The sequence below is a fragment of the Pseudoalteromonas sp. Isolate6 genome (assembly GCF_022398435.1).
GTDB lineage: Bacteria > Pseudomonadota > Gammaproteobacteria > Enterobacterales > Alteromonadaceae > Pseudoalteromonas > Pseudoalteromonas galatheae.
Map to the genome: position 1 here is coordinate 1 of NZ_JAKEVK010000211.1, position 7712 is coordinate 7712.

Sequence of the window (7712 nt, forward strand, 5' to 3'; positions counted from 1 at the left end):
GATTAACACCAGCTAAATTGTGCGGCTTTCCACACACTTAAATCTATATAGTGTCACTAAACTCACCCATCATCATTGGTGAACATAGTGCGATTTAATCCATACTTGCTCATCTTATCGTACAAGGTTTTTCTCGGTACTTTTAGCAAATTCATCGCATCTTTAATACTGCCTTGGCTTTGCGCCAATGCTTCTTCAATTAACGATTGCTCGTAGTAGCTCACCTTCTCAGCCAAACTCAACGTTTCATCAGACAAATTGCTCTGTATGTTGTTATTCGCAGTCATCGCACCACCGAGTAAAATATGGCGCTCGGCGTGGTTTCTCAGCTCTCGCACGTTTCCAGGCCAATCTTGTGCCAGTAGCTGCGCCTCTAATTCAGGGCTAACAGGCTGCATAGGTTTATGAAAGCGAGTGGCGGCAATGGAGCTAAAGTGTTTATATAGCAGCGGAATATCAGCTTTTCTGGAACGAAGTGATGGGATCATTACTTTGACGAGGTTAAGACGATAAAATAAATCCGAGCGGAATTTACCTTGCGCGACTAAAGTTTGTAAATCCACTTTTGTCGCTGCAACCACCCTGATGTCCAGTGCTATCGCGGTGTTGCTGCCAACAGGCGTAACGCTTCTCTCTTCTAAAACGCGCAGCAGCTTCACTTGTAAAGCCGCAGACATGGCTTCGATTTCATCCAAAAAAACCGTGCCGCCTTGGGCAAAAGAAAACTTCCCCTCGCGAGACTCTTTAGCCCCTGTAAATGCACCACTTTTGGCACCAAATAATTCACTTTCAATCAGTTCTTCTGGTATGGCACCGCAATTGATGGCAACGAAGTTATGATTTGAGCGCTCGCTATGGTCATGTAAGTATCGCGCCACCAACTCCTTTCCAGTACCGGTCTCACCTTCAATCAGTACGTCAGCTGGGGTATCAATTACGGCATCAAGCAAATGTAGCATTTGCTGCATTTGTTTTGTCTCACCTAAGATCCGCACGCCCGGCGCAGACTTTTTCTTGACCTGCGCTTTGAGTTGTCGGTTTTCCATCACCAACCGGCGTTTATCAAGCGCCCTTTCTATGCAATCAAGTAGCGGCTCTGACACAGGCTTTTCAAAAAAATCGTAAGCCCCTTTTTGAATGGCTTTTACCGCCACTTCAACATCCGCAAAGCCGGTTAGAAATACCACAGGTAACTCAGAATCAAACTGCATTACCTGCTCTAAAAATTGAATACCATTGATCTCGGGCATGTTGATGTCACAAAGCACAACACCTTGAAACTGACGAGTTAGCTTTTTTAGTGCAGGCGCCGCACTGGAAAAACATTGCACTGAGTACCCTTCTATTTCGAATAGTTGCTTTAGTGCATCTCGTATACTTTGTTCATCATCGATGATTAACAGTGTTTTCTCTTCAGTCATTTTGCGGATTCTTTGTGTGTAAACTAATTAAAAACTCGGCACCACCTTGAGGATGATTATGGGCACTGAGTTTGCCATGAAATGATTCAATGATCTGCTTTGAAATGGATAGCCCTAAGCCCAAGCCATTACCTGATTTAGTGGTGTAGAACGGTTCAAATATGTTGGATAATGCATGTTGCTTAATCCCTTCGCCTGAGTCAATAATAGACAACTGGATCTTGCCTTCATGCTCCACGGCGCGAATATAAATACACTTGTTATCTTGCTCAACAATGGCTTGGCACGCGTTACTCAAAATATTCACCAAAACTTGCTCAAACTTAAATGGGTCAACCCAGATATTGCACGCAAGCCCCTCACTTTGGATTGCTACACCGTAGCGTTTGAGTTCAGGTCCAACTATAACCAAGGCGTTATCTACTGAGTGTTTAAGGTTGGCCACCAGCATTTTATTATCATGATGCTGGCTAAAAGACTTTAGCTGCGCCACGATTTTATGCACCCGAGTGATTAAAGATTGGATCAGTACCATGTTTTCGACTACTTTGCTCACATCTCCCTTTTGAGCCAACCGTTTAGCGCTGGCAACATATGCACTCATGGCACTAAGTGGTTGATTGATTTCATGGTTAATACTGGCGCTGAGCTGCCCTATAGTCGCCAACTTAGCAGCACGAATAAGTGCATCTTGGGCCTGCTCGAGCGCTTGCTTGCGGCTGGCAACCTCAGCCTCTAGACTGCGTTGGCTGAAAAGCAGCTGCCTGTATCCTGTCAGTTTACTCAAAGTGTACTCAACAACAACGAAGAGTATGATTAATATCAGTGCGGTTACCCCAAGCCGCGGCCATTGCGCTGCTTTGATGGGCGCAGTATCATGCAGCAAATAAAGTGTATATTGCTTGTTAAGCGGCCTCTTTTGCATCAGCGCGTCGCTGCCATGAGATGAAGTTTTAACTCTGGTTGGTGAAAGTACGCGCCAATCAATCGGAAACAGAGATTCATTTTCAAACTGCCTTGAGGATTCAATTTCTTTGCGCTTTGTAGGGGACAATTCCCCTAACGAGGCTAACCGCCACTGCTCAACATCAGATGCCAGCACAATATTATTGCCGTCCACGATTAAGAAATGACTATCAGTTCCTGTATCAAGCTGGGCTTTATCAGACTCAAATTTACTGGCGTTAACCTTCATCACCACAACGCCCACAAGTGTTCCGTCTTTGTAGACAGACTTAGCAAAATAAAACCCGCGGGTTTTGGAACGTAAACCGAGCGCGAAAGAAACATGCTCGTTGCCCTCGATTGTTTCGTAAAAATAGGGGCGAAAGGCAAAATTACTGCCTTTGTAGCTATGCGGCAAATACCAGTTGCTGCTCGCAATCACAGTTCCACTGAGGTCTAACAGGTAAACGTCTGACGCACCACTGGATATTTGGATGTCCTGAAGGTACCTGTCCAGTTCATTGGTGTCTTTCGTACTTGCTTGCTGTAAGCCTGATTGCACCAACGTACTTAGACTCAATTGAGTTTGGATGGCTTGATAGCGAGTAAACTCAGCCTGAATATAGCTATTGAGCTTTTCTAGGTTAGTTTTAGTTTGTACAAGGACACTTTCTTCGTCCTGTGCCACATTGAACAAGTAGCTTGCCCACAATCCGCAAAATAATAATAAGAGATGAATTAATATCTTAACTGAGAACTTATGTGGCACACGCAACTCCTAATATAACTCATCGAGTCTACCAGAAGCAGAATATCAATTAAATCAAATCTCTCTAAATCAATGTATCACTAAGCACCAAGACCGAAGATAAACAAGGTTTTATCTCCGATCTTGATTTTAAACGTGTTTTAATTCGCGCTAATATTTAGCGTTACATTGCTTGCGGCTTGATAGCCTTGTAGACCGATATACCAAGTACCAGCCTGAGGATTGGAGATCGTACATACCTCATTATTGCCATTTTTGTATGGTCGACATTGGTAGGTGTTAGTATTAGGTTGTGCGCCAAAATTAACATAAAGATCCGCATCTCCCGTGCCTCCCGACGTTGTAATTGTCAGGGTTTGGTATCCCGCGGCAAGTGCTTGACTAAAATACTGCCACTGTCCGCTGGCAACAGAAATACTACCAATGGTTTCGTCAATAGGCGTATTGCCACTCGAGGTATCGTACTGCCCTACCAAACTAACTCCCGAAATCGCATTCCATGCCTCAACCATCACATAATACGTACCAGTTTGCACAGCGGAAATATTGCATTGCTCGTTACTAGACGAGTTAGTGCTCTTGCAGTCATGAGTGTCCAAAGTAGGTTTGGAGCCATAGCGAACGTAGAGATCGGCATCACCAGTACCACCTGACGTGGTAAAAGTTAAATTAGTTGCACCTTGTGGAACCTCCATGGTGAAAAACTGTTGGCTTTTAGATGCACCGGAAATGCCAGTTTTAGCCACACCATTTTCAAGCTCATTGTTTGGCGGTGGCGGAGGTGTATCCCCCGCGTTTTTACCAAGCTCAGCAACAAATGCCAGCGCGAGTTTTGCAAATTTTTGTGCATGTGTTGAATCAAATTCAGTATCGTTGGTGGTATGAATTTTTCTGTTGATCTCAGACATTCTTGATTCAAATGGCATTGAAGCTGGGAACCCTTGCTGATACCAAGATGCATGATCAGAGCAACCATAGCCGCATTGGTCATAGGCATAGCTTAGGTTTGGCAAATAAGTTTCAATTAATTGGCCTAAGAACTGATTCTGTGCGCTGTTTGTATAGTCTGTCATCATCACAATATCCGCACTACTGCCATTGCGTCCAGTCATATCAAACTGTGTCATACCGACTACGTTTTTTCCCTGAGAACTGTACGACTGCGCGATAGCTTTAGAACCTCGAAGCCCAACTTCTTCTGCCGCAAAACCCATGATTTGGATTGTCCGCTGAGGCTGATACCCATCTTCAACAATAGCGCTTAGCGCTTCGGTCAGCACAGCTATCCCTGAGGCATTATCATCCGCCCCCGGCGCAAGCCCATTTGAGTTAGATTGGTTAATTGAATCAAGATGCCCGCCGATAATAACGATTTCATCACTCAGTTCGCTGCCTGGAATAGTGACAATCACTGAGGGCTGAGCCCAAGAATGGCTAAAATATTCAACACTAATATCTGAGCGACTTGCTGCAATATCACTCCATGTTTGCTTGACCCATGCAGCGGCATCAATGCCTGTTTGCGAGGTATAATAGCGGTTATAAAAACTAGTTAGCGAGTTGACACTGCTGTCTAAGCTCACTGTACTGACTTTTGAAATTAAGCTGTTAACCCGTGTAGGATTATCGATGCTGTAATTAACCAGTGTCGCACTTGGATTTACGCTTTCTAACTGTGCAAGATAGCTTTGCGCCTGCTCTAAGGAGTCATGGGCGACAAAACCACCGCAGCGGTGATATTCGTCGTGCATAAATGCACTCAGGTGTGCATGTAAGTTTGCGGGTACTTTTAACGCTTTGACTTCGCTGTTTGGTAAAGAAAGCTGCTCGAAGTGAGTACCACGAATAGAATTATGAACTTGGAAATGCTGGCTAGACTTCGCATCCATCGTCACCCAAACCTCTTCAGACGCTTCAGAAAAGCCACTCAAACAGGCAATGCTCAGTAGCATAGATGTAGTTAATTTCATTGTTGTATCCTCAACTCATTTGAATAACAACATGATTTAAGCACTGAGCAAAATAAGAGGATTATTCAAATGAGATAAATTTCTGACTTTATTTAGGCCCTAACAACAAGGGAGCTTGCGCTCCCTATAAGCTGTTACTTAGTTCGCTTTGATATTCAGTGTTACACCGCTTGCTGCGTTATAGCCACGTAAATCAATATACCAAGTACCTTGTTGTGGGTTTGCAATCGTACAAGTCTCGTTGTTACCGTTTTTATAAGGGCGACACTGATAGCTCGACGTTGTTGATTGAGAGCCAAAGTTTACGTATAGATCCGCATCACCTGAACCACCTGAAATACTCACTTCAAGGTTGTTGTAGCTAGCATTTAGATCTTGCGTGAAACGTGTCCAACCGCCAGACGCCACGCTGATATTTGACTCAGTGCGGTCAATTGGTTGAGTTCCACCCGTTGAGCTATATGTACCAGTCAACGTTACACCCGAAATCTGATTCCACGCTTCAACCATCACGTAGTACTTACCAGCTTGAATGTTGCTAATGTCGCAGCTTTCGTTGCTTGTAGACGTTGTGCTATTGCAATCATAGGTGTCTAGCGTCGGACGAGAACCAAATTTCACATAAAGGTCAGCATCACCGCTACCACCAGAAGTGGTGAAGTTTAGGCTAGTCGCATCAGCTGGCACATCAAGGGTAAAAAACATTTGCTCTTTTGCCGCGCCACTGATCCCAGTACGAGGTTGACCATTCGTCAACTCTTCGTCGCCACCGGGAGGTGGTGGTGGATTTGTATCACAGCTACTGCCAGAGCTTAAGTTGGAGTTAACACCAACCGCAGCTAGCGCGGCTTGCACATCACCGGGCTCATATCCTAGGTCACATGCTGCGTCCATTACGCCGTTACCAGCTAAGTCCCAGTCAGTATTCGCGGTCCAATACATTTGGTTAGCTTTTGCCATTACGATAAAGGCTTTTTTCGTATCCCAACCTGCCGTAGTTGCTAGGTTGTAAAAAGCTTTGTTGAACACCCCTGAGGTGTGATGAACATCCATGCTGGACGTATAATTAGATTGGTGATCGATTGAGCGACCGTCTTGCGTTGGGTCATTCATATAACGCAGTGCCCCGCTACCTTTAAAGATATCTTGACCAACTAACCAATCATTGCTGCCTTTCATATAAAATTCAGCGGCTTCACCAGCCATATCAGAAAACGCTTCGTTCAAGCCACCTGACTTATAACGGTATACTAAGCCTGAGTTTTGCTCTGTGAAACCGTGACTCACTTCGTGAGCAGATACATCAAGACTTACCAACGGATAGAATGTATTTGCACCATCACCAAATGTCATCGCGCTGCCATCCCAGAACGCGTTTTCATAATTGCTACTATAGTGTACACGCATTTTAAGCTGGAACGACAATGGTGCAGTACCTAGCCAATCGTTGTACATGTTAAATACTACATTGCCAAAATAATGGGCATCGTTTAGCGGTGAGTACGCACCATTAATTTCTTTAACTGTATTTTCTGGGCACGTAAAGCTATGTGCAGTCGAACCACTGCTACCGTGATTTAGGTTGATTGTCTTAACATTCGCATTAGTCATGGTACAAGTGTTGCCTGACTGCGCCACGTCTAAATGATCATAATCAGTACCATACTGATAGCGACCCGTCTTTTGGTTACCGCCTGGACCCGTCGCATTGGCATGCTGCAAGTTGTTGAAACTTTCTAACACTTCACCTGTATTTGCATCAATGATCAAATATGGGCGCTTAGGCTCATCACCATAAGTAACAAAAGTGACTTCATACACTAAACGCGCCGTTGAATTACTATCAAGCCAGATCGCAAGACGAGATTTCTCATTATGCTTTTTAAGCTTTTTGCCTGCACTAAGTGATTGCTTTTCAAACTGACTCAATGCCATTTTGGCATTTAGCTTAGGTTTTACCGAACCGATGTCAGCCGCGATGTTATAAACTGCTGCGCCGTGAGCCTTCTTAAGCGTACCGGCATCGTCAAAGGTTAAAATGACCGAATCGCCGATCACCGGTAATCCTTGATACATTTGTTGGAAACGCTTAGTTACTTCACCTTTTTTACTATTAAAGCTTTTAAGCTCTTTTAGCTGGCTCGCACTTTCTAAGCCAATCAGTACCTCTGGCTGTGTACTTAACACAGTCTGAGAAGCCGATTTAAGCATAGTATTAATGTCAGCTTGCTGATTTAAATATTGTTTTGTCGCAGCCTGAGCACTGAGCGAAGTAAACGCAATCGCACATGCCGTAGCCATAGTTACTGTAGATAATTTCACGAATTACACTCCTAGTATTGTTGTTTTATTGTCCTTTTCATCATCGCTTTACAAGAAGCATTGGATGAAATATGACTGTTTTCTCCTTCAACTGCAGAAGACATGGCAGGCCCATTGGCACTCGCCATGCCTTATTAGACTAGGCAGCAATTCGAATAAATAAACCCCAAAGTTAACATTTTAATAATATTTAATTTACTTTAAATATTTATGCAATGCTTTCATGCATTTGTTTAAAAAACAGACCCAAACTTAATATCTTGAATTAAGTAACAAAACATATAT

At 43.9% G+C, this 7712-nt stretch carries 4 protein-coding genes; all 4 read right to left on the reverse strand.

Annotated features, from left to right (window positions below):
* Nucleotides 1-62: 62 nt before the first annotated feature.
* On the reverse strand, nt 63-1421 hold the full coding sequence (locus L1D50_RS19535; protein WP_128726666.1) for a sigma-54 dependent transcriptional regulator: 1359 nt from the start codon (nt 1419-1421) through the stop codon (nt 63-65).
* A complete protein-coding gene (locus L1D50_RS19540) occupies nt 1414-3135 on the reverse strand; it encodes a cache domain-containing protein (RefSeq protein WP_128726667.1) in 1722 nt (573 codons plus the stop codon). The genes L1D50_RS19535 and L1D50_RS19540 overlap by 8 nt, the downstream gene beginning before the upstream one ends.
* A 140-nt stretch (nt 3136-3275) precedes the next feature.
* Entirely contained in the window at nt 3276-5105 is a 1830-nt protein-coding gene (locus L1D50_RS19545) for a M28 family metallopeptidase (RefSeq protein ID WP_128726668.1), read from the reverse strand.
* Between the two features lie 138 nt (nt 5106-5243).
* Nucleotides 5244-7427, reverse strand: coding sequence for a pre-peptidase C-terminal domain-containing protein (locus tag L1D50_RS19550; protein WP_128726669.1), 2184 nt, complete (start codon nt 7425-7427; stop codon nt 5244-5246).
* Nucleotides 7428-7712 lie beyond the last annotated feature (285 nt).